This window comes from Nostoc sp. ATCC 53789, from assembly GCF_009873495.1.
GTDB classification, from domain to species: domain Bacteria; phylum Cyanobacteriota; class Cyanobacteriia; order Cyanobacteriales; family Nostocaceae; genus Nostoc; species Nostoc muscorum_A.
Genome location: NZ_CP046703.1, coordinates 1,976,534 through 2,001,413 on the forward strand (window position 1 = coordinate 1,976,534; position 24,880 = coordinate 2,001,413).

A 24,880-nucleotide genomic window follows, 5' to 3' on the forward strand; every position below is an offset into this window, starting at 1 on the left:
AATCAAACTATGTAAAGAAAAACGAACTAGGCTAAAACCCTCATATATATTGCCTGTTGCCTATTGCCTTATCCAACAAAAATTATTTATACCCACTTACTTATCATCCTGTTCTAGAACTAAAAATATTTTTATTTATTGCTGTATTAATAATTGGAGGTTAGGGTTGAGTAGAGTATTGTTACTCAACCCATGACATCCAAAATCGTGCTTTGCTCAAAGAATAATTCGTTGAATGTCGGTAAATCCTAATATAAAATCGAAAGCTGAAATTATGAATACCCAAACAACAACCCAACTACCAATTCCCCCACACTTTAACCCTGATAAAGTAGGAGAGGTATGGCGTGTACCTTACCAACAAATCGCCGCAGCAGCTGAAGTTTGGATAAAACAACACGACATCAAACCAGCATCCTCAGATGCAAAGGGTATTTGCCTATTGTTAATTGATGTTCAAAATACTTTTTGTATTCCCAACTTTGAACTATTTGTAGGTGGAAAATCTGGGAATGAGGCGGTGAATGATAACGTCAGATTATGTGAGTTTATCTATCGCAACTTGGGAGTAATTACAAAAATTGTACCTACTCTAGATACCCATACAGCAACGCAAATCTTCCATCCTATTTTTTGGGTGAATGCTGCCGGAGAACATCCTACTCCAGCAGCGACTAACATAACTTTAGCAGACATCGAACAAGGTATCTGGAAGGTTAACCCAACGGTTGCTGACAGTATTACTAATGGAGATTATGAATTATTAGAAAAACACGCTTATCATTACGTTAGAAAACTCAGCCAAGATGGTAAATATCCCCTCACAATTTGGCCTTATCATTCTATGTTGGGCGGTATTGGTCATGCTTTAGTTTCATCGGTGGAGGAAGCAATATTTTTCCATAGTATTGCTCGTCAAAGCCAAACACAATTTGAAATCAAGGGTGAAAATCCTTTAACAGAAAACTATTCGATCTTACGTCCAGAGGTGTTGGAAGATTTTGAACAACGTCCACTTGGTCAAAAGAACACTCGTTTAATTAAGCAACTTTTAGAATTTGATACTGTTATTATTGGAGGTCAAGCTAAAAGTCATTGCGTTGCCTGGACAATTGACGATTTATTAACAGAAATTAAAGAGGTAGATGCTACCCTTGCTCAAAAAATCTATCTCTTAGAAGATTGCACTTCTCCCGTTGTTGTTCCAAATATTGTGGACTACACAGAACAGGCAGATGCAGCATTTGCAAGGTTTGCAGAGGCAGGAATGCACATCATAAAATCTAGCGAATTTGGGAATTAAGTATTGGGAATTGGGAAGAGGACTTGGGGACAAGGAGAATTGGGGACAAGGGGAAAGACTTGTTTCAAGTTCTCACCTCTTGTCCCCTTTCCCCTTGTCCCCTTGTCCCTCTTGCCCCCTGCCTCCCCTGCTTCCTGATTTCCTCATTTCTTCAAATAACCCTTTGGGTCTTGTGCTACCCAACCCAGAGATGAGCTAGAACGCACTTCAAAATGGAGATGCGGTTGAGTGGAAGTTGGTTTGCCAGTTGTGCCTACTGTTCCTAGTAAGTCTCCTTTTTTTACTTGCTGACCAACAGTAACCTTAATAGTGTCAAGCTGGGCGTAGCGGCTTTGAAGCCCGCCACTGTGGTTAATGATGACCAACTTGCCATAAGAACCTTGGTCATTAGCAAAGGCTACGGTTCCAGGAGCGATCGCTAACACATTACTACCAACTGGTGCTAATAAGTCAACACCACTGTGGAAGAAAACTTCACCTGTCGCCGGATTAATTTGCCATCCATAAGCTAATCCTACATTTGCAACTTGTGCCAAGGGATATCCCGACAGGGATGCACGGTTTGGTGTACCTGCATCAGTAGGTAAAGGGGACTTAGTTACAACGCCATTGGGCGACCAATTTACCCCCGGAACAAACACGATTCTGGGGTCTTGTTGGCAGCCATTCACCTCAAAAAGGCTATCAGCACGAACTTTGTATTGTGCTGCCACTTGTCGCCAAGTTTGACCACGAGGTACTTCAACTACAATCCCATTGTAGGGAGGAATTTGAAGCACACTACCAACGGCTGCAAGTGCGCCATTCTGCAAAGCTGGATTCATGCCAATAATAGTTGTAGGTATGAGATTGTAGCGCTGCGCTATGCTCTCCAAAGTTTCGCCACGAACAACTTTATGGCGTTGGAAGCGAGATAGGGCTGGAATCGGGCAACCACCTACAGCAGCGTTAGCACTGTTCAAGTTTGGCAGTATGCTTACTAGGCCCAAGGCGCTAACTAGGCTACAGAGAAACAGTTGACGAAAGGGTAAAGTCATGTATACAGATCAAGAGCGCATTAACTTTAAATTTTAGATGGAGAGTGTGGGAAGTGGGGAGATCGGGGGGCAGAGGGGAACGGGGGCAGGGGAGCAGGGAGCAGGGGGACAAGGGGACAAGAGGTGAGAACTTGAAACAAGTCTTTCCCCTTGTCCCCAACTCTCCTTGTCCCCAAGTCCTCTTCCCAATTCCCAATGCCCAATACTTAATTCCTCGTAAATTGATCTGTCCACTTGCCGTTAGCTTGACTACACTTAGAAATTAGCAACTGCATTGTTGTCCTTAAGCAGAATTGTTATGAAGTTATCTTTAAAGCAACTAGGTGTTTATTTGTTCTTAGTGGTATTTGGCTGTGGTGCAGGTTTGTTTGGTAGTCGCTATCTCCTGCTACAAAATTCCTCATTCCAACAGTTAAGAAATGTGACAATGGCTTCGCCTCCAGAATCTGTAATGCCAAATTCTCCTAGCGGGGCAATTGGGGCTACTGGAGGCGATAATGTGAATTTTATTGCGACGGCAGTGCAAAAAGTTGGCCCGGCTGTGGTGCGAATTAATGCCACTCGCAAGGTTGCCAATCCCATCTCTGACGCATTAAAAAATCCGCTTTTGCGGCGATTTTTTGGAGAGGATGAGCAACCAATTCCCGAAGAACGGATTGAGCGCGGTACAGGATCGGGATTTATTTTGAGCGAGGATGGGGAATTACTCACTAACGCTCATGTAGTAGCAGATACAGATACAGTACAAGTCACCCTCAAGGATGGTCGAAGTTTAGAGGGGAAGGTGGTAGGAGTTGATTCTGTGACAGATGTGGCAGTGGTGAAAATAAAAGCGAATCATTTGCCAACTGTGAAACTGGGCAATTCGCAAAACTTAATACCAGGACAGTGGGCGATCGCAATTGGCAACCCTCTGGGTTTAGATAATACTGTCACTATCGGCATTATCAGCGCTACTGATCGCACCAGCACTCAAGTTGGTGTACCAGATAAGCGAGTCAGCTTTATCCAAACTGATGCTGCAATTAACCCTGGTAATTCCGGTGGCCCCTTGTTAAACGCTCAAGGCGAAGTGATTGGTGTTAATACTGCCATCCGCGCTGATGCTCAAGGACTCGGTTTTGCGATCCCCATTGAAACCGCCGCCCGCATTGCCAATGAACTTTTTACCAAAGGGCGTGTAGAACATCCCTTCTTGGGTGTTGAAATGGCAGACCTTTCTGCCATCAAAAAACAGCAGATTAATCAAGAAAATCAACTGAACATTCAGCAGGATGTTGGGATTGTGATTAAAGGAGTCACAGGCGATTCTCCAGCCAAGCGCGGAGGATTGCTTCCTGGAGACGTGATTCAAAAAGTTAATGGTAAACCAGTCAAAACCTCGGCCCAAGTTCAAAAGCTGGTAGAGTCCAGCAAAGTTGGGGACATCATAGCTATCGAAGTCAATCGTAGCGGGAAAATTCAAACCTTCAAAGTACAATCAGGAGCTTATCCTGAAAGGAAGTAGTCAAAATAATTCGTAATTGATAATTCGTAATTGCAAGACGCTCTCTAAGAGATCCTGCGCGTAGCTTGCTTCTTTGCAGGAATCACCGAATTTGCTACCGCTACGTTATCAGTGGAAGCTTGAACTCTCTAGAAATGTCTTGTTAACCACTGAATTTTTAATCCAGTGTGGGCTGCTGTAACTTTTTTAATTACGAATTACGAATTACGAATTACGAATTAGTAATTATTTGGTCAATAGTCCCAGAATGTTTGACTATTGACTATTGACCATTAGACAAATGCTCTAACTGCATTCTTTGTTCCATCTGGCGCAGAAAATACCCTGTCATCATGGCCGACGCTAGAAGCCCAGCTAAGTTATCCCGATCTGTTGTGATTTGGACGTTGAAATTTTCTGCCGGGAGCATTCCCACTAGCCCTTGGACATTTTGCGAGATGATTTGTTTAATTTCAGGGCTAGCGGATTGAGCAATCCTCGCTAGAACATCAGGAGACTGATGTTGTAGATATTTGAGTAACTGATTGGGGTATTCCTCAGCGTGGTCGGAAAGAAGTTGATTAGGGTGTTCCTCGGAGTTGTCATTTAAAAAGTCAGGATTAAACACCATTGGCAGTTTTATTTAGCTTAATTGCTAACTCTACTCTAAACCATAGTACAAGGCTAGCGCATTCACCACGGGTATAAGTCATTGGGATTGGGAATTGGGAAGAGGACTTGGGGACAAGGAGAATTGGGGACAAGGGGAAAGACTTGTTTCAAGTTCTCACCTCTTGTCCCTCTGCTCCCAATACTTTTCGGTTAAACCCAATAATCTCTCTTTTGGTCTGGGGAAAGGTTAAAGGGTAATGGGGAAAGGGAAATTCAAACCCTTTCCCTTTCCCCCTTAACCGAAAAGTATTGTCCCTGCTCCCCCTGCCTCCCCTGCTCCCTATTCCCCATTCCCTATTCCCTTTAGTTCTAGTTCTAGTTCTAGTTGTTCTTCCTTTTGGTTGTTGGAAAGTATTTGTGGGAGTTGTTCGATTTGGAAATACTGATGGAATTTTGGGGTTACTTGGAGTGAGTAGGAGCGAGAATCGCTGTCTCGGCGTTTGCGGATAAAACCAAGTTCTACGAGTTCCGGAACGTGTTGATATACTCCTGAACCGCGCAAGTTAATTAAGTCGCTCTGGAGTATAGGACTATTGAGGGCGATCGCTGCTAAAGTCCGCAATGCACCTACACCCAATTCTACTGGTATCATCGTTTGCACTAAATCCTGAAAATCAGACCGTAGTTGCAAACTGTAACCATCAGGGGTTTCTATTACCTCTAGGGCGCTATCTCGGTGGGCATAATTGTCCATGAGTTCAATTATGCCTTCTTTGACAGAGGCGCGATCGCACGCTGCATACTCGGCGATTTCGCCGAGCGACAAGGGTTTACCCTTTAAATAGAGAATTGCTTCTATCTTCGTCGCTGTGGCTGTAATCATTTAGTCATTTGTCATTAGTCATTGGTCATTAGTCACTTGTACTGAGCGTAGTCGTTGGCGTAGCCTCTCGTTAGAGAAGTATTGGTCATTAGTACATGACAACTAACAATCAACAAGTGTGTGGCATTATATCGTAAATTGTCAAAATATTGTTTGATACTCTCAAATTGGGCATGGGGATTAGGGGAGAGGTGACAGGTTACAGAAAATAATCTGTACCCTGTACCCTATTACCTATTCCCTTCTCAAAAGCCTCTAGTTGTAAGAATAAATTCTGCGATCGCTAAATCTTGTGGAGTCGTCACTTTTAAATTTGTCTCTTCTCCCTCGACAATTCGGACTTCGATGCCGCACTTTTCAAATAAAGCGGCATCGTCAGTTACTTCCCAACCTTGACGGACACCTTCAGCGTGGCACTGTTTCAACAACTTGACATCAAATCCTTGGGGGGTTTGTGCCGCCCATAATTTTTGTCTGTCGGGTGTTTCTTGAATTATGCCTTGTTCATCAACAACTTTGATGGTGTCTTTGACGGGTACACCAGCAATTAAACCGGGACAGTGGCGAATGGCTTGGGCACAAGAGTTAAATAAATCTGGTGTGGCGAGACATCTAGCGCCATCGTGAATCAATACTTGTTCTGCGGCTACTGGCAAAGCCTGCAAGCCGTTGTAAACAGATTCTTGACGCGTGGAGCCGCCTTGAATCAATTCCACTGGTTTAGTGAGCTTGAGATCGGTGAGAATTGCTCTGAAGTCTGGCCAATCGGTAGGCTGAGAAATAATCCCGATCCAACTGATTGTATTGGCGGCTTCTGCGGCTAATAGAGTCCAAGCAATAATTGGTTGCGATCGCACTTTCAGCAGGAGTTTATTGCGGTTACTACCCATTCTTTTTCCGATTCCCGCAGCTGGAATTAGTAAATACACAGAATTCCTCAATCTTTAAGCTATATATTTTCCCCTAAAATAGGGAGCGAGTTAAGCGTCAATAAATATTATGCGAGTAGTAGCCCTTGTACCTGGCGGAATTGGCGACCAAATTCTCTTCTTTCCGACTCTAGATGACCTGAAGCGCAATTACCCTGACGCTCAAATAGATGTCGTTGTTGAACCCCGGTCAAAGGCTGCCTACCGAGTGAGCAAGTCAGTTCACGAGGTGCTGAACTTTGATTTTAACGACCGTAATAGTCTGGCAGATTGGGGTAACTTGGTGGGGACAATTCGCGATCGCGAATACGATGTTGTGATTGTTGTTAAGCAAATTTGGTTGCTTAGTCTTTTGCTCTGGTTGACGGGAATTCCCATACGTATTGGCTACAAAGGCAATGGTTCGGTTTTTCTGACCCACACTGTGCCATTTAAAGCATCCCAGTATGCGGCGGCAGCATATCACGATTTGCTGCAACCATTGGAAATAAATAGTCCTGTCCCAGAGTTAGCAGTAAATGTGCCCAAACCAGATATTGAGTGGGCACAAAAAGAACAGAAACGCTTAGGGGTGCATGAAACAGGCTATATCTTGATTCATGGCAGTTCTGGCCAGTTATCTCAGGCTAAAGAACTGGATAAAATCTACCCTGTCGAAAGTTGGCATCAAATTATTCAAGGTTTCCAAGACAAGCAGCCTGAACTGCCTGTGGTGGTTGTTAAGGGAATTGGCGATGAACAGTTTGTGCGATCGCTTCTGGGGTCTTCTCCAGATATCAAAGTGACTGCCCCAGATGATATTGGCAAGTTAACTGCTATGATCGCCGGGGCAAATTTGATGTTGTCTACTGATAGTCCGGCACTACAACTGAGTGTTGCAGTCCAAACCTATACCATCGCCCTATTTGGGCCCACCGATCCAGCTAAATTGTTGCCGAAAAACGATAAATTCCTGGCCATTGCATCCCCCACAGGAAAAACAGCGGATGTTTCACCAAACGCAGTTTTAGAGAAAATCTGGGGTGGCTAAACCAGCAGTTTGTCCTAATTTCTGCAATTAGTCTATTGGATATCTAATGTAGTCATGCGTTTGTTGAATGACCGCAAAACCTGGTTGTGACAGCTAGATTTTGCGGTTATTTCAGTATTTAAAGAAGAATACAGAAGTCAGAATGGGCTAAACGCCCCGCTACCGCTAACAGAAGTCAGAATCAACACGTTCTCTATGAGACGCTACGCTATCCACCAGTCGCTTAACCCTGTTCTGAATTCTGGCTCCTGACTCCTGAATTCTTGTTAAAATATCTCAAAAAAAGCATCATCTAATTCATAACCCAGCATTTGAGCCATAGACTTTAACCGCGAGAGGCTAGGGATATCCTGCTGTTTGAGCCAATCACCTAAAACAAAGATTTTGTGCATCAAAAATATTTCTAAGGCTTCAGGATTGTACTGAATGCCGTCTTGGGAACTGAACTGGTGTGGTACTAGCATGGCGGCATAACGAGCAAATTCTCCAGCTTTCCAATCTAGTAAAAATGCTAACCAGGGGTATTTGGCATCTAGGCGCACAAACCACAGCCTTATTTCTGGAATTTCTGAGAGTTCCCGTGGATCGCCAGGTTCAAGATCGTAATTGATATCAAAGCGTAGTTGCTGTTCATGGGATGCGGCCCCATCTTGCAGCATTTGTTCAATCACCGTTGAGGCAGGTGACAGATCCAGATTATTAATGAAGTCATTATTGAGTGCGATCGCAATTGTCTTTGACTCAGCAGCCACTTTCTTTTTGCTCAACTTTAGGATCGACAATCTACAGTAGCAGCTTTCAGGGATTGACGCTACATTGACCTTGAGAAATTAATTGGTATTTACTAATACTTTTTTGCTAATGATTTTGGTCAACCTATACAAGTGTTGGGTTGCGTTTCACTCCACTCAACCTACATAAATATATCTTTTAAAAAACTCTACGTTTCAGCATAGATCAGCTTTAGGACTCATATTTGATTTTTGAATAAGGGATTTCCAAGAAATAAATTATCGAACCACAGAGGCACAGAGAACACAGAGAGAGGGGAAATACAGAGGGTTTTTGCGTCAGTTTTGGCATATTTTTTTATTTGGAAGTCCCTAAACTCCGTACAACTCAAAAAGCCTTCTTACCTATTGCCTCTTGCCTTCTTGCCTATTGCCTCTTGTCTCTAGGCAACACCTGCCGCAAAGTGGACATTTCCAGCAATTTTAAGTTAAAGTTGTAATGAGTTTGTTTTAGATTAAGGTCTGACAAAGTAGCCATCAGCAAGCAAAAAATAGATCGTTATTTATCGCCACCTGTTACTTCCGAAGCATCACAAGCCAAAACACAAGTACAGGTAGAACAATGGTGTGCAATATTATTGCATATATTAAATAAACAATAAAAATTGAAGTGGGAAAATTCCCTTAACAGTTAACAAGCTGTAATATGCAAAAACAAACAATTTCAACAAAACCAATTCGTTCTCTAGAAGATGCGCTAGATAGGTGTCAAATCTTGGGTATGCGCGTCAGTCGTCAGCGTCGTTTTATTCTGGAATTACTTTGGCAAGCAAATGAACATCTTTCTGCTAGAGAGATTTACGATCGCTTGAACCAAGAAGGTAAAGAGATCGGCCATACCTCTGTTTATCAAAATTTAGAAGCATTATCCAGTCAAGGCATTATTGAATGTATTGAGCGCTGTGATGGGCGTTTATATGGCAATATAAGTGACTCTCACAGTCATATTAACTGTGTCGATACAAATCAAATTCTTGATGTTCATGTGGAACTACCAGAAGATTTGCTCCGCAAAATTGAAGAAGAAACAGGAGTGCGAATTACTGACTACAGTATTAACTTTGTTGGCTACCGTAACCCTGAAGAAGGGTAGGGAGCAGGGGAGCAGGGGAGCAGAGAGCAGGGGACAAGGGGACAAGAGGTGAGAACTTGAAACAAGTCTTTCCCCTTGTCCCCAATTCTCCTTGTCCCCTTGTCCTCTTCCCAATGCCCAATTCCCTATTCCTCAATAGAGTTATCGCCAAAAACTGTTTCATCATCGACATCATCATCGTAGAAACCTACGGGTAAAATTGTGCCTTCGGAGCTTTCAATTAGCCCGCTCACAGGGGGTTTATTCCAATTTTTATCTGTGTTTGGCGTAATTTGGACGGTGTTTAAGAAGGGTTGTTGCGATGAGCGCAAATTTTTCAGTCTTTGAAACGACTCTTTAGAGAAAAAAGCACCATTATCAGCAGCTAATTTTTTGCCAGCCTCAGTAAGGATGGCATCAAAGAAGCAAGCTTTGGTGAGATCGGCCGAATTAAGATTTGCTCCGGTAAGGTTAGCTTGTTGAAGATTTGCACCTGTCAAGTTTGCCTGTTCGAGGTTTACGTCTGTAAGGTTAGCTTGTTGAAGGTTTGCACCTGTCAGATTAGCCTGTTGCAAATTGGCTCCAGCCAAATTAGTTCCAATTAACTCCGCATTGGATAAGTTTGTCTGCTCAAGATTTACCCCAGTTAACATTACTTGCAACAAAGAGGCTCCCGATAAATTGAGTCCAGCCAGAGACTTGATTCGGGTTGCAAAGGCACTTTTGTGGAGAACGCTTGTTCTCGCAATTAGCGCACTTAAAGCCTCTGGATTGAATTCTGCTAAATTGAGCGGATTCCCACAAGGCCAAAAAGGGATTTTGGTTTCTCGGTAACAAGCACAAAGCAATAAAAATACATTCAATCCCACCGCAGCATTGACTTGCTCAACATTCACGGGGTTTTGTAGTGTGTGGAAATGAGTCCAAGCTTTATGGGCTATCCCTTCATCTAACCAATAGCCTTGACAGTAAGCACGCCAGAAAGACAAAAGACGTTGAAATAAAACTTCAAAAGAAAACTTGTGCTTTTGTTCGCGGCGTAAAATTGCGATCGCCAATTCTTCAATTTCCTGGCTCAATATTCCATAACCTAGTAAATTGTAAATATGCTGGGCAACGCTATTGGGAGAATCAAGTACAAAAGTGAGAGAACCATAAGCCTCATTTTGGCACTGAGTTAATAATTTCAACTCAGCAGTCACAGCCTTAGCACAAAGAAATTCTCCTAACTTAATATGCGAAAACTCAATTAAACTAGTTTTTTCTGGGCTTTCTAAGTCCCGAATTTTAAAATAAAATCCTGGTAGAGTGTTAAATTCACCAGCCAAATTAATTTGATGACGTTGTGAATGTAAAATTTTCAGAGCGATCGCTTGCATTTGATCGAGTAAATCTTGGGGATGACGATTAGCAAGTAAATTAGCGATCGCTTCTGGAGTCCGGTGGATATGAGCCGATCCTGAGCGCAGCAGCATCGTTTTAATCCCACCAGTTAGCGGATAACCCAACAACCATCGACTTAAGCGGTGATAAATTTCCCATAGTACAGAAGACTTTGGGGTATTAACAGCTAGTTGTAATACTTCATCATTTAGCAGTCCTTCGCGGTGTAAAATCCCCAATAAATGCAACATTAGGGGTTGACGAACAAGGGTAGATAATTCTGAAAACCTTGATTGGCTGGCAAATAAGCCTGACTGTTTTAAGAATGTAAAGAAATTTTGAGCGATCGCCAACGATTGTACTTTTGCCCACTGCTGAAACCATTGTTTGAATTCGTCCACATCCAACGGTTGAATGATAATTCGCTTCAATGATAGGGGGATCTCTGGGGCGATTTCCTGTAATGTTGTTGAGCGGCTCGTTAATACAATTTTGTGTCTATGTTGAGATTGGAAGTTCAGTAGTTGCTGAACAAAAATTGCTTTTGCCCTTACACCATAAGCAGAAGGGGGCAGTTCATCCAAACCATCCAGTAGCAACAGACAAGGAATATTTTCTTGCTCTAACCAGGTTGAAAGATTAACATCAAAAGCAGAATTTAGAGTTTCGATTAAAGTTTTGCCATATTTTACATCCCTTAACCTAATTACTATAGGCATCCAAATAGGGTAAACTTCTTGCGCTATCTCTGCTGCCCAGAGTTGGCAAAAACTGGTTTTTCCAAAACCAGGTTCCGACTCAATGACAGCGATCGTTTCTAAATCAGCTAGCTGTTGCTGTGCCCATGTTTTTAAATCAACTGACTTAACAGCTTTTTTATCCACATCAGAAATACTTTCCTCTATTGGTAAGCCTTTTTGTGGCACATAGATATCCTTGAGGGTAAAGGATTCTATAAGTAAAGGCATACTGAGGTTTTTAATCAAACTTGCACGGTAATGTTCTCGGTGCAAGTCAATTTTCTCACCAACTGTAGCACCAGCTTCTGGAGCGATAAAACTGGGGGCTAATGAAATTCCTAAACGGAAAAACTTTTGCAGTTGGGCTAAAGGGGCAGCATTTTCAGTAACCACTACGAGTATGTCACCAGGAAGTGAGTGAACTAAACGCTGTGTTAAGAGTTTAGCTTCATATTCTTCTGCACCATTGGCAACAAACCAAGCGATGACAGCATGATTTATTTGTTGCACTAGTAAAGAATCTGCAACCAGAGACAGTGCTTGTTCCGCTTGTGTATCAGTTAATTTACCTGGGCTGAGAGTTTTCAGCAATCCTTGCAATTGCGAATCTTGGAGGATGAGTTTACCAACGTCTTCTTTAAGTACTTGTGCTTGGATTGGTATACTTGCCCGATCTAACCACGGTCTTTTTAGGCTTGCTTCCTGCTCTAGAATTGCTTGCAAAGCCTGGAGATAGGCAATTTGGAACGCTAGCCATGTGCCCTCGTTACGTTTTAACGGTTTTTTCTGGCTGAGGCTACGCAACAGGTTTTGTGTTAACTGCGAAATCAGACTGATTTCTTCCCAAACAATCCCTAAAGGCAGTTCTAAAACCTCAACCAAGGTACAGATATCAAAAGGCATGAGGCTTTTGACTTCCATATCCTGAACAATTCGGTAGGCAATACCTGCCAATTGCCCCGCCGAAAATCCTCTGATTTGATTGATTGCGATATAGCGTTCCGCTAACCAGTTCCGAATACTCAAGTTCATTTAATTACACAGTGACAGCTGCTTATGGCAATTATGATCGATTTATTCAGTTTGCAAAAACAGGTAACAATAGGTGGAGACAAAGTTTTGTATCAAAGCTGTTTTCTGATTGGTAAAAAACAGTGCTTGTGTAATTGAGTAGACTATGAGCGATCGCCCTTTAAAATTATTGTTATTCGACCAAGACCCAATTTTTCGTTTGGGATTACGGGTAGCTTTGGAAGCAATTCCTAACCTGGAAGTAACAGGAGTAGTAGAAAGTGATACCACTGCCTTGCAGATTTTAGCAGAAATTGCCCAAGAAGACCCTAAACAGGTGAATTTGGTCGTTTTGGAATTCGGTAATGGTCGCTCCATCACCAGCCAGCAGCTAGGTTTACAATTCTGTCGGCAACTCAAAGCCTTATATCCCAACCTGCCAATTCTGCTTCTTAGTTCTGTGCAAGAACAAGGACTGCTATTAGCGGCGAAATCTATTGGTGTAAATGGCTACTGCCCCAAGGGTACACCACTTCCTGAGTTAGTCGCTGCTATGCAAGAAGTTGCAGATGGTGGTGAATATTGGTTTCGAAACAGGGAAGCGATCGCAACTCCTCACTCCTCACTCCCTATTAGAGATGCGATTAATCGCGTCTCTCCCAACTCCCCACTCCCTTTTTATAGACAGCGAAATAATTTACGTTTGTCAGGAATTGGTTACATTGAAGCTACCCTAGCCGCAGTCACAGCACAATTACAAGTTCCTGGATTAGCAGTATTAGATCGGGCAGTTTTAGCTGGACAGAGGCGAGAACTGCTAGCGGCTCGTTGGTTGCTAGATCGGTTGTTAGTTTCATCACAAGAAAGGCAAGAGGAAGATATTCCGGGTGCTGATGAGCCACCTCTTACCCCTTCATTGAGTAGTGCCATTCAGCCACGGCAAACTGTTTTACCTTTACTTAGTATAGGAACACTACAATTTAACTTGTTTGCATCTTGCATTACCAAGCTTCAATTTCCTTTACGAAATGTCACAGATATCCCTTTAGAAATTGACATCTTTCGTGAAGATAAAAAGCGGGAATTGCTTTATCTTATCCTGCAAAAATTGACTGAACAATTGGATGAATTGCGTGCTTCTCAACTTGATGTAAATCAATTGTATGAGGTAAAAAATATATTATTGCGCGATTTATGGGAAGTAGCAATTACAGATTTTTTTGGAAAATTTTCTCAAATAAAAATAGGGAATCAAAATATAGGAATTGTTAATTTTTTGCTGCAAAATATAGAAGTTGTGCAAAGAGATATTCTCAACAAGATTCCGCTAGTTTTTGAGTTATATTCTTATTTAATTTTTCAAACAGAATTGAGAATTGATAATACGTCATATCCTGTATTAGGGACTGAAGCAAAGTCCCAAGCATTAATGATTTTAGAAAACTTGTTGATTCAGGTAGCGAATGGAGTTGTGCAACCACTGTTAAATTCTTTAGCAGATGTGGAAATCATGAAGCAAAATTTATATTGCAGGGAATTTATTTCCACCAGAGAAATTGAACGTTTTAGAAATGATTTATCGTGGAAGTATCGTCTAATTAATTATATAGAGGAGCCGAAAGCAGTTTTTGAAAGTCGCTATGATCTATTTGTTATTGCCCCTCGTGGTATTGCCAAAGCTTCAGTTTATGCTCCTCGGAATCAGGAGTTAGCAAAACTTTCTAATATTCCTTTAATAGTGACTTTACTTTTAGAATTTAGTGATGCGATCACACCGCGTTTAAAATCACTATTATCTTTTTTAGGTAGCGGTATAGTCTTCATCCTTACCCAAATAATTGGTCGTGGTTTAGGTTTAATCGGTCGTGGTATTCTTCAAGGTATTGGTAGCGTTTCGTTACTAGAAAAGAATCTGAGACGAAATAGCGATCGCACTAAGTGAAGAAGGAAGGGGGCAGGGGAGCAGGGAGCAGGGGGAGATGAGGGAGACAAGGAGGATAAGGGGACAAGGGGACAAGAGGTGAGAACTTGAAACAAGTCTTTCCCCTTGTCCCCAATTCTCCTTGTCCCCAAGTCCTCTTCCCAATGCCCAATGCCCCATGCCCAATACCCAATGACAAATGACAAATGACAAATGACTTTATCGGACTAGCAATTTCTTATATTTACGCGATTAGTTTGCTTGTGATTGGCGAGGGACTGCGTAGGCTGTTTGGTGTAAAGCCGGATTTGACCCGCAAGGTAATCCATATTGGTGCAGGGATGTGGGTTTTCGGTGTCCTGCTATTGTTTAATCGCTGGGAAATCGGAATTATACCTTTTGCCACCTTTATAGGGCTTAACTACCTGTTCTACCGCTACCGATTCATTGGGGCAATGGATACTCAGGATAGCTCACCTGGTACAGTTTATTTCGCTATCTCAGTGACATTGCTTTTCGGGCTACTGTGGCGACCAGACGGGCCAGTAGATAGCGTTGCGATCGCTGTTGCTGGGATAATGGCGATGACCTGGGGTGATGCACTAGCAGCATTAATCGGTAGACGCTTCGGGCAGCATAAATACCAAGTAGGAAATTCAGTGCGTTCCTGGGAAGGTTCGGCAGCAATGTTTGTGGCGAGTACGGTAGTGATTTTCTTGGTGCTGTTGCTGCTACCTGGTTCATCACTAAGTCCTCTAGGAACGCCTTTAACTTTAGGGTTAGCATTGTTGACAGCGGTGGTAGCTGCTACTTTCGCCACCCTAGTAGAGGCAGTCTCACCCCACGGCACAGATAACCTCAGTGTGCCTTTAGTCACGGCTGGCGTGGTGTGGGTAATAAAACAAAATCTTCACCTGTTCTCTTAGAATTTTCAAAATTCCGTGTTCAAAGGTGCAACTTTCGTGTTCAAAGGTGCAACTTCCGTGTTCAAAAGTGCAACTTCCGCGTTCAAAGGTGCAACTTCCGCGTTCAGAGGTGCAACTTCCGCGTTCAGAGGTGCAACTTCCGTGTTCAGAGGCTCAACTTCCGAGTTCAGAGGTGCAACTTCCGAGTTCAGAGGCTCAACTTCCGAGTTCAGAGGCTCAACTTTCGTGTTCAGAGGCTCAACTTCCGAGTTCAGAGCTAGACGTAGCGACTGTCTTAAAAGTCAAGCGATCGTTAACAAAAAAACGTGGGTTGGAGCATTGACGCAACAGAGGAACGCTGCGCTAGATTCGGCGGTGTCTGGTACGGGCTAGAAGACTTATGGCTTGTAGTCTAGATAGTCAAAGCCCGCACCAGACACTCCGCTTCGCCGCCGAATCTTCCTCGGTTGCTGGATTTCTCGTGTAGGCAAAAACAGCATGAAAAATTTACCCCAGTTATAGGGGAGCATCAATGCGGATGCCGTACATTGCTGGCTCTGGGCATCAAGCAAAGTATAAAAAGGTTGACTTGTGATTAAACATTGACAATTGGTTTAAAGTTGTCAGTTAGACACCAAGGCAAATTATCTCGAACCATTGCATTTAAAATGACTAACATCTTATGAACGCAAGCAGTTAGGGCCAATTTTTTGGATTTACCACGTTCGACAAGGCGCTGATAAAAGGCTTTGATAACGGGATTATGACGCATAGCAACCACAGCACCCATATAAAGAGTCGCTCGAACATGGGCACGACCACCATTAATCATCCGCTTACCTTTGTGTTGACCACTATCATGATTGATCGGTGCAACACCAACTAAACGAGAGATTTGTTTGGCAGTTAATTGACCGAGTTCTGGTAAGTCAGAAACGAGGGTAGTAGAAATAACTTGACCAATACCAGGAGTAGTTTTGAGTAAATTGACTTTATCAATCCATTGTTGATTATTTTGCGTCAATTCCTGAATTTGTTGATTGAGCTGTTTGAGACGCTCTTCAAGATATTCAATATGAGCCTCAATATCTGCTAATGCTTTACCACGGGCACGCGCCCGACGATTTTTCTCAGCAGTCTGCATCTCGACTAACTGTCTTCTGCGACTAATTAATTCGCCCAGTTGACGCGCTGTTTCAGATTCAATTGCTAACACCTGGGGTTTCATTGCTTCCCCAAAGTGTGCCAAAATTTGTGCATCAATAGCATCAGTTTTTGCCAACCGACCTGTGGCTTTCGCAAAATCTCTTCCAAGGCGTGGATTAATTAATGCTACTGGTAAAAGTGCTGCCTGCAATTGGATAATAAGTTCTGTTTCTAATCCTCCTGTTGCTTCTAACACAATCAGATTTAAATCAAATGATTTGAGTTGTTCTACTAGATGAGATATTTCTACTTCTGTATTAGCAACTTTCAATGCTTTACCCATTGGACGGATATAAACATCGAGAGTTGCTTTACTCACATCAATGCCTACCCATTGAGAAATATTTTCCATATTTCACTCTCAACTAATTTCTGTACCCTGTTTTGAATTCATCCCCTTGATTTAACTCATCCTTGCCCGATACGGACTGTATACTTTAAATATCAGCGTTTAAAGCTTTGACCCCGGCGACTGTTCGAGTTCTGTCAAAGAGATTGTTGTAGTGACCCATGCTACGAAGCGGTCTATTATGACCAAGGTTGGGACGGTCTACTACTATTTCTAAGATACAAGGTTGGGTGAAGCGGAGCGCAACCCAACATTCTGATATATGTTGGGTTACGCAAAGCCTCCACCCAACCTACAATTTTTTGCTTCCGAGTTCAGAGCTAGTAATAAATACAAAACTCACCTTGACAGCGCCACTTTCCATTTATAAATTCCAATTGCGGCGGAAATGGAAGAAACCTTCTAAAAACTCTTGCCAAGCAATATCTCTATTTAACTTCTGCTTACTCCACTCTCTTGCAGCTTGTTCCAGAATTTCTGAGAAACTGGGATAGACAGGAGATAGATTTGCTAAATCTTTGACTTTAATTTTTTGGGACATTGCTAAGGCAATCAAATTAATTAATTCTCCAGCTTCTGCCCCTAATATCGAAGCTCCCAAAATTTCGCCATTACGTAGCACAATTAATTTACACATACCAGTGGTTTCGTCCCGAAGTTGCGCTGCTGCCACTGTTTTAAAATATTGACGCAAAACTAAAACTTCATCTCGACTAAATAGACGTTTTGCCTGTGCCTCTGTCAAACCCACTTGCGCCACCATCGGCACAGAAAACATTGCCCAAGGAATGGAGCGATAATTTACTCGTAATCTGGGGAAAAAGAGTGCATTTTTTAGGGCAATTTTTGCTTCATAATTAGCGATATTGGCAAAGTCGTAACCACCAATTACATCACCACAAGCGTAAATGCGGTGGTTAGTGGTTTGTAGTTTATCATTTACCACTAAACTACGCTGATGCCATTTCACGCCTACCGTTGCCAAATTTAGGGATTCAATATTCGGCTGTTGTCCAGTCGCCACTAAAATTTCATCAGTTTCAATGGCTTTATCTCCTGCTTGAATCCACTTTTTATCCTCAATTAGCCTCACCTGAGTTACTGGTTTATCAGTAAGGACGCGCACACCTTCGACTTCCAACTGTGCCTGAAGCAATATGGCTATTTCATGGTCAATATGGGAGAGAACATAAGGATGCTTGACTACTAGCGTCACACTGCAACCAAATCGCGCTAAAGTTTGAGCAATTTCAATGCTTTGAGGAGTTCCACCGATAATTACCCAATTTTTGGGTAATGTCTCTCCCTGTAAAGATTGCCAAATATTAGAAAGGGTTAGATAGCCAGTGCCTTGCAATCCCTCAATCTCTGGAATTTCTGGACGCGAACCACTCGCTAGCAAATAAGTACGGGCGTGTAGTAGGCGATTGTTAACGGCAAAAGCCAGTTGGGGCGAAGATTGAAATTGACCACTACCAACAATGACATCTACCCCCAGCGCGGCTAGGACGGCGGGAGAATGCTGTTCTTTGAGATTTGCGGCGACGCATTGAGCATACAGCATCGCTTCTTGCCATGCCATAGATATGTGGCATTCTTCTGAAATATCAGTCTTTGTGGCATGAATACCAAAACTAGCGGCATCATTCAACTTCTGCGCCAGTTTACCGATTTCGGTAAGAGCATGGTGATGAGTAAACCCATAGTCTACTTTAGGTTCCACCAAGGCAACCGTAGCACGTAGTTGGGTTGCAGCAAGAGCAGCGTAGTATCCAGCAAGACTGCCGCCAATAATTACAACATCGTAGTCAATTGTCATTTGTCATTTGTCATTTGTCATTGGGCATGGGATTAGGGGAGAGGTGACAGGTGATAGGTGACAGGTGATAAGTGATAGGGAATAGTCTGTACCCTGTAACCTGTAACCTATTACCTTGTTTACTCCCCACTCCCCACTCCCTACTCCCCACTTAACACTCAACACTCAACACTGAGTTTAGCGCTGTTAGTAAGCGTTGGTTATCAGACTCTTCACGTACAGCAACCCGGAAAAAGCGATCGCCTAATTCTTTAAAACTAAGGCAATCACGGATTAAAATCTGGTGATATTTGAGTAATTGGTGCTGTAACTGCGAAGTAGACTCTTGAGATTCAACCAGTAAAAAGTTAGCAGCACTTACTTGGGGTTGCAATCCCGGTATTTCAGCCAAACCCTGAAAGAGTTGGTTTCGTGCAGGTGGTAGCCATGCCCAGGTTTGCTGCTGAAACTCTGTATCCTGGAGAGCAGCAATTGCTGCTGCCGCCGCTAGAGTGTTTACGGGCCAGGGGTCACGCCATTGCTGCCATTTAGCTAGGCAGTCGGGGTGGGCGATCGCATATCCTAATCGCAATCCTGGGAGACTGTAAAATTTGGTTAGCGATCGCAATATTACTAAATTCGGATATTCCTGCACCACCGGAATTAGGCTTTGTTCCTCATTAGGCGGCACAAAATCCATAAATGCTTCATCCACCACAACCAAAGCAAATTGCTCCAGGTAGGGCAAAATAGAGTCCCGTGAAAATATCTTTCCGGTTGGGTTGTGGGGATTATTCAGCAATAATCCTTTGTCATTTGTCCTTTGTCCTTTGTCAATGAATAATGACCAATGACCAGTGATTAATGACAAAGGACACTCCAGCACATTAGCGTTATACGCTGCCAAGGTTCGGTAATAGTCACCAAAGGCTGGAGTGATTAAAGTTGTCGCGGCTAATTGAGCCAATTCCCTACCTATTAAAGTGAGTAATTCTGCGGAGCCGTTACCCGGCAGAATCCACTCAGGAGGCAGTTGATGGAAGTGACTGAGAGCTAGTCTCAGTTCACTATAGTTTGGATCTGGATAGTGCTTAAGATTACCAAGTTGGGACAGTATAGCAGCGATCGCGCTGTTTGGAGGCCCCAACGGGCTGATGCTAGCAGAAAAATCCAGAATAGCATCAGGGGGACAGCCAGCCAGTGCTGCTGCCCAGGCTAAATTCCCCCCGTGTGCAGGTTGCCGCATTAAAAAAAGGTTCCCGAAGACAGAACCTATGCTTTTGGGGGTGCTACCTTTTCTCTAAACAGTTTGCCTGCGGAGAAAGCAGGAACTCTCGTTGCGGGAATTTCCATTTTCTCATTTGTTTTCGGGTTGCGACCTTCGCGGGCTTTACGTTCGCGTGATTCAAATGAGCCAAATCCCACCAATGTCACCTTATCACCAGAGGAAACCGCTTCAATAATCGTTTCCAAAGCGGCAGTTAAGACTGCATCCGCTTGTTTTTTGGTAACACTAGCTTTTTCAGCTACGGCATCAACTAATTCACCTTTGTTCATGTCAAACTCCTGAAGGTTTACTTGAGATTCTTTACGGATGCACCCTGGTACACCTGTACTGAAATCTTTGTTAGCGGGAATACAAAAATCATCCTTTGGGAGTATGTTTACTCAAAACGGCTGTACATCCCATCGGCTCGACTTTTCAATGAATCATTCTAAAGCGTTGTAGCCTGATGTGGATAGATGAAACCATTAATTTATATAGATTTCAGGATTTTTTGTAGTTTTAGGGTAGTTGTTTCACTAAAAACCACCCCAAAAGTAGGAAAAAATACCTAGTAAATCCCGCAATCGCCAAGAAAACAGGGGAGTGAGGAGGTGGGAGATGGTGAGGATTTGTTGGGATTAATTACCGATGTTGAAGAGTTATTGCTGAGATTAACCAATTTTTATGGAAATCAAAGACTCATGTTCCCGATTTCTCTAAAAAGTCGGGTATTTTGCTTACTTTTCATATCATCTGAAAAATCCAACACGAAATTTAACCCCCTAGCGAGCTTTTTTAGTAGGGAAGGGGGAAAAATTAAAGCGTCTCCCCTACAAGGCTATTCATTAGTTACATCTTTCTTAACATTTGTTAGCGATCGCTGGGACAATTTGTTCTAGTGCGTCCATTACGCAAGAAGATCCCCGACTTCTTAAAGAAGTCGGGGATCTGAGCATTTGCCAAATGTAACTTACCTGCTTTTTATCTTTATTGCCTACCGGGAAGCTTCAACCCTCGACGTTCAAGGATTTGTCGAACTTCTGGGCTGGGATTGTAGTTATAACCATAAGAGGAGTTTTCAGAGTCATCCATAATTTGAGGTGTGAGTAATACAATCACCTCATTCCGCTGGTTGGATCTATTTGTACTTCTAAACAGCGCACCAATCAGTGGAAGATCGCCCAAGATGGGAATCTTGGAAATACTTGTCCGGTCTTGGTCTTGAATAATCCCTGAGAGAATTAGTGTCTGACCATCTCGTAAGCGAATTAAGCCAGAAGTAAGGGAACGCTCAGAGACTAAAACAATTTGTCCATTTCCTGTATTTTGTGAGCCTGTAGGAGCGCTGACTGTAGGAGCAACCGATAGAGAAACAAATCCATTATCGTCAATCCGGTCAATTTTCACACTTAAAGTTAAGCCAACTTTTTGTTTATCAATTTTTCTTTCCGTCCTAGAACCACCAGCATTATCTGTTGTTTCGATGGTTATATTTCCGACCACTTCCTGAGTCAGATTGACAAGAGCCTGCTGACCTTCTTGCACAATTAAGGTTGGGTCAGTCAAAATCTTGGCATTGCCATTTGTCACTTGAGCTTGCAAACTACTGAGAAGACGTTTAGGAAATTGGTATAGAGAAGGCAAACTAAATGTAGATGTTGCACGAGTGCCTGGTGCATAGGTACTAGTTTGTCTTCCAGTTACGGGATCAGTAGTAATCGTTACCGTGTCTGGTGTTCCTGGAGTGAAATCTGAAAGGCCAGGGGTCGTTGGATTGCCATTTGCGGGAGAAATAGGTTGGAGAAAGGTCGCATCACCTGGAATTTCTTGTACAACTTGGCCATCTTGTATAACTCTCAAGCCAGAACCTCCATTTGGCACCGTGAACGTACCATTTTGGTTAAGTAAAGGCGAGCCTGTGATTGGATTCGTAATAGTAGGTGTACTAGTCACACTGTTTGCTACTTCAGAACTAGTAGCTGGTCTTGAACCGCCAAAATTTAGACTTGCTGCACCGCCATCATTTGAAAAGTAGTTGTTGCCAATCCCAAAAGAGAAGCTAGTGTTGTAGTCCTGAGTGTTATTGAGATTAACATCGATAATCTTGACGTTAACTACCACTTGACGACGGCGGATATCAAGCTGAGTTAGTTGAGCCATTGCCATCTGAACTAGCTTGGGAGGCCCAATCAAGGTTAAAGAATTAGTGCGTTCATCTCCTAATGCCTGTAAACCTCTCAGTAATGGGTTAGAGTCTTTGAAATCAACGCGTTGAGTTTCTACCTTGGTTTCTGTAGTTGTCTGAGCTTGTGTGATGGGAGCAGCTGCATTCCCAACAGCTACAGCACTAACACTGGTAACTTGTCGTTCTCGGCTGATGGCACTTTCTGCCCCCAAGCCAACTAAAAAGTTGATGGCGACTCCCACCGTGACCTGATTGAGTCGCAGGTTACGCATAACCATGTCACGGGTGGAATTAGGTAGTTTAGGGCCCACAAAAACTGTGCGATTACTGCGGTTAGCTTCTAAACCACTCAAACGCAAGACGTAGTTGAACACATCTTGCACTGGCTCGTTTTCTATATCTAGGGAGATTGTTTGAGAAACTGCTGCATTAGCAGCACCAGCAGCTTGCTCACCTCCGATATAAGCCAGGTTCAAATTAGCAGCACGAGCAAGCAGTGACAAAACCTCACGCACTGGCGCATCTCGCAATACTAAGCGGGGTACACGTTCCTGAGTTCCTAAGTCAATGGTGCTAGGAGAAGCATCAGTGGCGGAAACAGCAATATCTCCTACCGGGGGGGCAACGGCTCTGGGTAAAAAGGGTGGAGCCTGGCTTAGAGGTTGGCCAGGCCCTGCGGCTTGTGCAGGTTGTCCGTCAATGGTGACTTCTGGGTTGGGAACAAGAACACCTGAATTTTGACCAGATTTGGCTGGAGTTGTAGCAGGCGGTGCTGTGGGTGTTGGCACTGTTGGCGTTGGTGCTGATGCTATAGTGCCTGCCGATGGGCTAAAGCTGAGTGTAATTCCATTTTGCGATCGCACCACGGGTTGACTGCTAGGTATATTGCTGCTGCCAGTTACCGTTACCCGAATGCTGTTGGCATCAAGCTGGCTAACCTCGACAGATGCAATTCCTGGTGCTGGACTATCTTGACGAAAACTATTACCTTGTGGTAATCGTAATTGAGTATTGATAATATCTGCAACTAAAGCCTTACCTCTTTTTGTTGTGAAAACTTGGGGGCGCGACCCTGAAGAAGTTTTCAAAGCAACATTAATTCCACCATTAACTGGATTTAACTGGACATTAGTAACTTGACTAATTTGTGCCCAAACTGGTTGAGCTGCCAAAAATACAAAAGCGGCAGTACCTAATATAAAACTATTACCGTGAAGCTGTTTCACAGTTCATTCCTCACCTAATAAAACCTTGTTTACAAACAATTTTGAGTAGTTCGTTCAAAGTAAGAAGTTATGAATGAATAGTTAGGAATGATAACTCCTAACTCACAATTCACAATTCATAACTACTAATTCAAAACTCTTAACTACTCATTCCTAACTACTTTTTCGGGGTAGCTTTAGCTGCGGCAGCAGCTTTAGCTGCTATTTCTTCAGGACTAAGCGGCATCAATACCTGTAACTGGAATGACGTATTAATCGCTACTGGCCCAACCTGTACCGGTGTTTTGTCTAATGGGGATCTTGATTCTAATGGAGCCAAAGTTGCTTGATAATCTTTAATTATTAACAAAGGCTGTAATCGCTCAATGTTACGAATTATCGATTGTGTTTGCTCATAAGTTCCTGTAATTTCGGCATTGATAGTGCTGCGTTGCAGCTTGCCGTCAACCTTTAGTCCTAGAGATCCATCAGTAATCGGTTCTGGTTTTTGGGAAACTGGCACAAATTTCTTCAGTTTGGCTCTGACTGCATTAATAGAAGTTGGAGTATTGCCAGACTCAACTAAGCGGTTCATATCTAACAACAATGTGTCTAAGGTTTTCTCGTTAGCAAATAAACCTAAAACCTGAACTTTTTGCTGTTTAGCCTGTGCTAGTTCCTCTTTAACTTTTTCAATCTGTTTGATATTGGCTTTTTTTTGCTCAATTTGCCCTTGCAGTTCAGAGCTTTTTGCTTGCTGCTGCTGATAGCTTTCCCAAGCTGGCATCAGCAGGTTTAACAATATATAACCTGCTCCCGCTAAACCAATTACCCCTACCAAGATGCCAATGATTTTTGGCGTGAAGGCAATACCAAATAGCACAGGGGACGCTGGCGTTGCCTGATCGAATTCCCCACCTTGTTCAGCAAAATTTAAATCATCACTCAGCGTCATTTTGGAATGACTCCTGTTTGTTGCATACTACGAATTCGAGTTACTAACCCCACTGTGCCTTTTTTTTCCAACTCCCGGATTAATTCCGAAGCTGGAACGTCACTCATACCAGATTGGATAGTGTATTTAACTACTTGTGGAGGCTTAATTGTTACACCACTAGGAGGTTGAGCTGCACCTGGTATTGAGGGAGCATCTACTAACGTTGCGGTTAGAATTCTGCTTTCTGTGGACTTCAAGAACCGAGACTGTTGTAAACTCAATAAGAAATCATTGACATCGTTAAAAGAACGAGCAAATCCAGTAATTTCTAATCCCCCCGAGGGATTGCTTGGAGGCAGCCCTTCAGCTACCGCAATTGGTGGGATTTGTCTGATGGTCTCGATTTGCACTGCCGTTGGGATGCGATCGCGCAAATCTTGCAGCATTGCTGACCAAGGTCGAATCTGGTCAAATACAGTTACTAAAGCTTGGGTTTCCCCTTTAACTGCACTCGTCTCGTCTTTGATTTTGTTCAGATTTCCTATTTCAGTATCTAATCTCTTGCTTTCCTGATCGAGTGTTGCTATTTGAGCATCTAATTCAACAATCTTCCCTTGCAACAAGAACCAACTAACTCCCAATAAAGCTGGAAGACCTATACCTACTGCAACTCCCACATACACTGGTGTCAAATTACCCGTAGGGAAGTTTAGGGATATTCCTCCTTTTCTCTCCGGCTTTTGCTGGTATGCTGGGCGATCTTTAAGAAAATTAACATCCAAACTGTACATTTTCTCACACCAAGTAGAAACAAATATTTATGGTTTGAG

The 24,880-nt window shown here is 43.0% G+C and carries 19 protein-coding genes; 6 read left to right on the plus strand and 13 right to left on the minus strand.

Annotated elements, in window-relative coordinates; translation table 11 throughout:
• The first annotated feature begins 274 nt into the window (after window positions 1-274).
• On the plus strand, window positions 275-1,303 hold the full coding sequence (locus tag GJB62_RS08095) for an isochorismatase (RefSeq protein WP_114082548.1): 1,029 nt from the start codon (window positions 275-277) through the stop codon (window positions 1,301-1,303).
• Between the two features lie 143 nt (window positions 1,304-1,446).
• Here the strand turns inward: GJB62_RS08095 and GJB62_RS08100 are convergent, their stop codons facing one another.
• Window positions 1,447-2,340, minus strand: coding sequence for a M23 family metallopeptidase (locus GJB62_RS08100; RefSeq protein WP_114082547.1), 894 nt, complete (start codon window positions 2,338-2,340; stop codon window positions 1,447-1,449).
• Window positions 2,341-2,638: 298 nt separating this feature from the next.
• Here GJB62_RS08100 and GJB62_RS08105 point away from each other — a divergent pair, with 298 nt between their 5' ends.
• Window positions 2,639-3,847 (plus strand): HhoA/HhoB/HtrA family serine endopeptidase, encoded by a 1,209-nt coding sequence (locus tag GJB62_RS08105; RefSeq protein WP_114082546.1) that lies wholly within the window; start codon window positions 2,639-2,641, stop codon window positions 3,845-3,847.
• A 262-nt stretch (window positions 3,848-4,109) separates the two neighbouring features.
• Here GJB62_RS08105 and GJB62_RS08110 read toward each other — a convergent pair whose 3' ends face one another.
• From GJB62_RS08110 to ispD, 3 genes are all read right to left on the minus strand, one after another.
• Complete coding sequence (locus GJB62_RS08110) at window positions 4,110-4,457, minus strand: DUF760 domain-containing protein (protein WP_012411319.1); 348 nt, start codon at window positions 4,455-4,457, stop codon at window positions 4,110-4,112.
• A gap of 321 nt (window positions 4,458-4,778) precedes the next feature.
• Window positions 4,779-5,321, minus strand: coding sequence for an SMC-Scp complex subunit ScpB (scpB, locus tag GJB62_RS08115; RefSeq protein WP_114082545.1), 543 nt, complete (start codon window positions 5,319-5,321; stop codon window positions 4,779-4,781).
• Between the two features lie 245 nt (window positions 5,322-5,566).
• Window positions 5,567-6,250: a 2-C-methyl-D-erythritol 4-phosphate cytidylyltransferase gene (ispD, locus tag GJB62_RS08120; protein WP_114082544.1), complete on the minus strand. Its 684-nt coding sequence runs from the start codon at window positions 6,248-6,250 to the stop codon at window positions 5,567-5,569.
• 70 nt (window positions 6,251-6,320) lie between these two features.
• On the opposite strand from ispD, the gene GJB62_RS08125 reads away from it, so the two are divergent.
• Window positions 6,321-7,280, plus strand: coding sequence for a glycosyltransferase family 9 protein (locus GJB62_RS08125; RefSeq protein ID WP_114082543.1), 960 nt, complete (start codon window positions 6,321-6,323; stop codon window positions 7,278-7,280).
• Window positions 7,281-7,546: 266 nt separating this feature from the next.
• On the opposite strand, the gene GJB62_RS08130 is transcribed toward GJB62_RS08125, so the two are convergent.
• The gene (locus GJB62_RS08130) at window positions 7,547-8,032 is read right to left on the minus strand and encodes a CRR6 family NdhI maturation factor (protein ID WP_114082542.1); all 486 of its coding nucleotides are present in this window, start codon (window positions 8,030-8,032) and stop codon (window positions 7,547-7,549) included.
• A 685-nt stretch (window positions 8,033-8,717) separates the two neighbouring features.
• On the opposite strand from GJB62_RS08130, the gene GJB62_RS08135 reads away from it, so the two are divergent.
• Complete coding sequence (locus tag GJB62_RS08135) at window positions 8,718-9,164, plus strand: Fur family transcriptional regulator (RefSeq protein WP_114082541.1); 447 nt, start codon at window positions 8,718-8,720, stop codon at window positions 9,162-9,164.
• Window positions 9,165-9,289: 125 nt separating this feature from the next.
• Here GJB62_RS08135 and GJB62_RS08140 read toward each other — a convergent pair whose 3' ends face one another.
• A complete protein-coding gene (locus GJB62_RS08140) occupies window positions 9,290-12,298 on the minus strand; it encodes a pentapeptide repeat-containing protein (RefSeq protein WP_114082540.1) in 3,009 nt (1,002 codons plus the stop codon).
• A 145-nt stretch (window positions 12,299-12,443) separates the two neighbouring features.
• On the opposite strand from GJB62_RS08140, the gene GJB62_RS08145 reads away from it, so the two are divergent.
• A complete protein-coding gene (locus tag GJB62_RS08145; RefSeq protein ID WP_114082539.1) occupies window positions 12,444-14,219 on the plus strand; it encodes a DUF3685 domain-containing protein in 1,776 nt (591 codons plus the stop codon).
• 185 nt (window positions 14,220-14,404) lie between these two features.
• On the plus strand, window positions 14,405-15,124 hold the full coding sequence (locus tag GJB62_RS08150; RefSeq protein WP_114082537.1) for a phosphatidate cytidylyltransferase: 720 nt from the start codon (window positions 14,405-14,407) through the stop codon (window positions 15,122-15,124).
• A gap of 574 nt (window positions 15,125-15,698) precedes the next feature.
• Here GJB62_RS08150 and GJB62_RS36940 read toward each other — a convergent pair.
• The 7 genes from GJB62_RS36940 to GJB62_RS08180 form a co-directional block, all read right to left on the minus strand.
• Window positions 15,699-16,661, minus strand: coding sequence for a transposase (locus GJB62_RS36940; RefSeq protein WP_209271447.1), 963 nt, complete (start codon window positions 16,659-16,661; stop codon window positions 15,699-15,701).
• Window positions 16,662-17,022: 361 nt separating this feature from the next.
• Entirely contained in the window at window positions 17,023-18,477 is a 1,455-nt protein-coding gene (locus tag GJB62_RS08155) for an NAD(P)/FAD-dependent oxidoreductase (protein WP_114085258.1), read from the minus strand.
• A gap of 151 nt (window positions 18,478-18,628) precedes the next feature.
• The gene (cobD, locus tag GJB62_RS08160) at window positions 18,629-19,702 is read right to left on the minus strand and encodes a threonine-phosphate decarboxylase CobD (RefSeq protein ID WP_114085259.1); all 1,074 of its coding nucleotides are present in this window, start codon (window positions 19,700-19,702) and stop codon (window positions 18,629-18,631) included.
• A 26-nt stretch (window positions 19,703-19,728) separates the two neighbouring features.
• The gene (locus GJB62_RS08165) at window positions 19,729-20,013 is read right to left on the minus strand and encodes an HU family DNA-binding protein (RefSeq protein WP_010998076.1); all 285 of its coding nucleotides are present in this window, start codon (window positions 20,011-20,013) and stop codon (window positions 19,729-19,731) included.
• A gap of 697 nt (window positions 20,014-20,710) precedes the next feature.
• Entirely contained in the window at window positions 20,711-23,134 is a 2,424-nt protein-coding gene (locus GJB62_RS08170; RefSeq protein ID WP_114085261.1) for a type IV pilus secretin family protein, read from the minus strand.
• Between the two features lie 157 nt (window positions 23,135-23,291).
• On the minus strand, window positions 23,292-24,068 hold the full coding sequence (locus tag GJB62_RS08175; RefSeq protein ID WP_114085262.1) for a pilus assembly protein PilO: 777 nt from the start codon (window positions 24,066-24,068) through the stop codon (window positions 23,292-23,294).
• Window positions 24,065-24,841, minus strand: coding sequence for a PilN domain-containing protein (locus tag GJB62_RS08180; protein WP_114085263.1), 777 nt, complete (start codon window positions 24,839-24,841; stop codon window positions 24,065-24,067). The genes GJB62_RS08175 and GJB62_RS08180 overlap by 4 nt, the downstream gene beginning before the upstream one ends.
• Window positions 24,842-24,880: the final 39 nt, after the last annotated feature.

What these genes read in the sequence shown, in the direction of transcription:
- GJB62_RS08095 (WP_114082548.1), top strand. Translation starts at nt 275, where the DNA reads ATGAATACCCAAACAACAACCCAACTACCAATTCCCCCACACTTTAAC.
- GJB62_RS08100 (WP_114082547.1), bottom strand. Translation starts at nt 2,340, where the DNA reads ATGACTTTACCCTTTCGTCAACTGTTTCTCTGTAGCCTAGTTAGCGCC.
- GJB62_RS08105 (WP_114082546.1), top strand. Translation starts at nt 2,639, where the DNA reads ATGAAGTTATCTTTAAAGCAACTAGGTGTTTATTTGTTCTTAGTGGTA.
- GJB62_RS08110 (WP_012411319.1), bottom strand. Translation starts at nt 4,457, where the DNA reads ATGGTGTTTAATCCTGACTTTTTAAATGACAACTCCGAGGAACACCCT.
- scpB (WP_114082545.1), bottom strand. Translation starts at nt 5,321, where the DNA reads ATGATTACAGCCACAGCGACGAAGATAGAAGCAATTCTCTATTTAAAG.
- GJB62_RS08125 (WP_114082543.1), top strand. Translation starts at nt 6,321, where the DNA reads ATGCGAGTAGTAGCCCTTGTACCTGGCGGAATTGGCGACCAAATTCTC.
- GJB62_RS08135 (WP_114082541.1), top strand. Translation starts at nt 8,718, where the DNA reads ATGCAAAAACAAACAATTTCAACAAAACCAATTCGTTCTCTAGAAGAT.
- GJB62_RS08140 (WP_114082540.1), bottom strand. Translation starts at nt 12,298, where the DNA reads ATGAACTTGAGTATTCGGAACTGGTTAGCGGAACGCTATATCGCAATC.
- GJB62_RS08145 (WP_114082539.1), top strand. Translation starts at nt 12,444, where the DNA reads ATGAGCGATCGCCCTTTAAAATTATTGTTATTCGACCAAGACCCAATT.
- GJB62_RS08150 (WP_114082537.1), top strand. Translation starts at nt 14,405, where the DNA reads ATGACAAATGACTTTATCGGACTAGCAATTTCTTATATTTACGCGATT.
- GJB62_RS36940 (WP_209271447.1), bottom strand. Translation starts at nt 16,661, where the DNA reads ATGGAAAATATTTCTCAATGGGTAGGCATTGATGTGAGTAAAGCAACT.
- GJB62_RS08155 (WP_114085258.1), bottom strand. Translation starts at nt 18,477, where the DNA reads ATGACAATTGACTACGATGTTGTAATTATTGGCGGCAGTCTTGCTGGA.
- cobD (WP_114085259.1), bottom strand. Translation starts at nt 19,702, where the DNA reads ATGCGGCAACCTGCACACGGGGGGAATTTAGCCTGGGCAGCAGCACTG.
- GJB62_RS08165 (WP_010998076.1), bottom strand. Translation starts at nt 20,013, where the DNA reads ATGAACAAAGGTGAATTAGTTGATGCCGTAGCTGAAAAAGCTAGTGTT.
- GJB62_RS08175 (WP_114085262.1), bottom strand. Translation starts at nt 24,068, where the DNA reads ATGACGCTGAGTGATGATTTAAATTTTGCTGAACAAGGTGGGGAATTC.
- GJB62_RS08180 (WP_114085263.1), bottom strand. Translation starts at nt 24,841, where the DNA reads ATGTACAGTTTGGATGTTAATTTTCTTAAAGATCGCCCAGCATACCAG.